Source organism: Thiohalocapsa sp., from assembly GCF_019695415.1.
Taxonomy (GTDB): Bacteria; Pseudomonadota; Gammaproteobacteria; order Chromatiales; family Chromatiaceae; genus Thiohalocapsa.
Map to the genome: position 1 here is coordinate 1 of NZ_JAIFKJ010000487.1, position 2,010 is coordinate 2,010.

At 66.5% G+C, this 2,010-nt stretch carries 2 protein-coding genes; both read left to right on the forward strand.

The genetic code is table 11. The annotated features are described in order from the left end of the window. On the forward strand, positions 1–1,070 hold a 1,070-nt coding region (asd, locus tag I6U14_RS13580), incomplete at its 5' end, for an aspartate-semialdehyde dehydrogenase (RefSeq protein ID WP_296900057.1). 148 nt (positions 1,071–1,218) lie between these two features. Next, the coding region (locus I6U14_RS13585; protein WP_367115671.1) for a FimV family protein at positions 1,219–2,010 on the forward strand (792 nt) is incomplete at its 3' end.

Sequence of the window (2,010 nt, forward strand, 5' to 3'; positions counted from 1 at the left end):
TGCTCATGGAGCGGATGCGCACGGAAGGTGACTTCGCACAGATCACCGAGCCTGTGTTCTTCTCCACCTCCCAGCAGGGGGAGCTCGGGCCGGATGTGGGCCGCGGCGCGCAGCCGCTCCGCGACGCGCGCGATCTGGACGCGCTTGCCGAGATGGACGCGATCGTCACCTGCCAGGGCGGCGACTACACGGCCGAGGTGTTCGGGCCGCTTCGCGCGACGGGCTGGCAGGGCTACTGGATCGACGCCGCCTCCACGCTGCGCATGCAGCCGGATAGTACCATCGTGCTTGACCCGGTGAACCTGGATGTCATCGACCAGGCGCTGGCAGCCGGCAAGCGCGATTTCATCGGTGGCAACTGCACCGTGAGTCTGATGCTGATGGCCGTTGGCGACCTGCTGCGCCGCGATCTGGTCGAATGGGTCAGCGCCATGACCTACCAGGCTGCTTCCGGCGCCGGCGCTCGCAACATGCGCGAGCTGCTCCTGCAGATGGGTGCGCTGCGGGACGCCGTGGCAGGGGAGCTGGCGGACCCGCACAGCGCCATCCTCGACATCGACCGCAAGGTCATTGAGACCATGCGGGGCGATGACTTTCCGGACCAGCTCTTTACCGTGCCGCTGGCCGGTAGCCTGATTCCTTGGATCGACAAGCCGCTCGAGAACGGCCAGAGCCGCGAGGAATGGAAAGGCAGTGTCGAGAGCAACAAGATCCTCGGTCGCGAGGCCAATCCCATCCCCATCGACGGCACCTGTGTGCGCATCGGCGCCATGCGTTGTCACAGCCAGGGGCTTACGATCAAGCTGAAGCAGGATCTGCCCATCGACGAGATCGCGGAGATACTGGCCACCGCGAATGACTGGGTGCGCGTGGTGCCCAATGAGCGCGAGCGCACCATCGCTGAGCTCTCGCCCACCGCCGTGACCGGTAAGCTCGACATTGCCGTCGGTCGGCTGCGGAAAATGAACCTGGGACCCGAGTACCTCTCGGCCTTCACCGTCGGCGATCAGCTGCTGTGGGGTGCAGCCGAGCCGCTGCGCCGAATGCTGATGCTGCTCCTGACAAGGTAAAACCCTGATAGGTGCTTGGTCGTTTCCCTGATATTTCGCTATAGTCCGCTCTGGTCGTCAACCGCGCCACGCAACCCGATGGATGTTGCATGCCCTAGACCCCATCGGCTGCAAACCGATGGCCCGGCTGCACCGGAGAGGAAGGAGGATGCTGGCAAAACGGCCCCTGCTCATCGCCTGGGCGCCACTGCTCACCTGCCTGGCGGGTACCGCAGAGGCGCTGGGTCTTGGCGCGATGCGCACACAGTCGGCGCTGAATCAACCGTTCTATGCTGAGATTGAGCTCAACGACCTTCGGTCCAAAGAGATCGACGCCGTCAAGGCGCGGCTTGCGAGCAGCGCCGAGTTCACGAAGGCCGGCGCTGAGCGCCCCAATTTCCTGACGCGCCTGCAGTTCAAGCCGGCCGTGGGCGTCGACGGACGGCCCCACATCCAGGTCTCCAGCCGGGAGCCTATCCGCGAGCCTTACATCGACTTTCTGGTGGAGGTGGTCTGGCCCGAGGGGCGGCTGGTGAAGGAGTACACTGTCCTGCTGGACCCGCCCGCGCGCGGCGCTGCCGGCGCTGCCGGTGCGCCGCGGGTGGCCGTATCCACCACCCAAATGGCCCGCCGCCGCCCGCCGCCGGAGCCTGCCCCGCCGCCGCTGCGCGGCAGCATCCAGCCTGAGCAACAAGCTGCGCAGCAGCGCGCACCACAGCGGGCTGCGCCGCAACCGCCGCCGGCGGCCGTGCCGCCGGAGGCGGAGGGCATCCGCTTCCCGCTGCATTCTGGCCCCGTGCAGCGTGGTGCGACACTCTCCGGTATTGCGCGAGCAATGACGCCTCCGGGGGCCACCGTCGAGCAGACCGCGATGGCCCTCTTTCGCAACAACCAAGACGCCTTCCTGCGCGGCGATGCGAATATGCTGCGCGTGGGCGTGGACTGTCTCTTATACCAATCT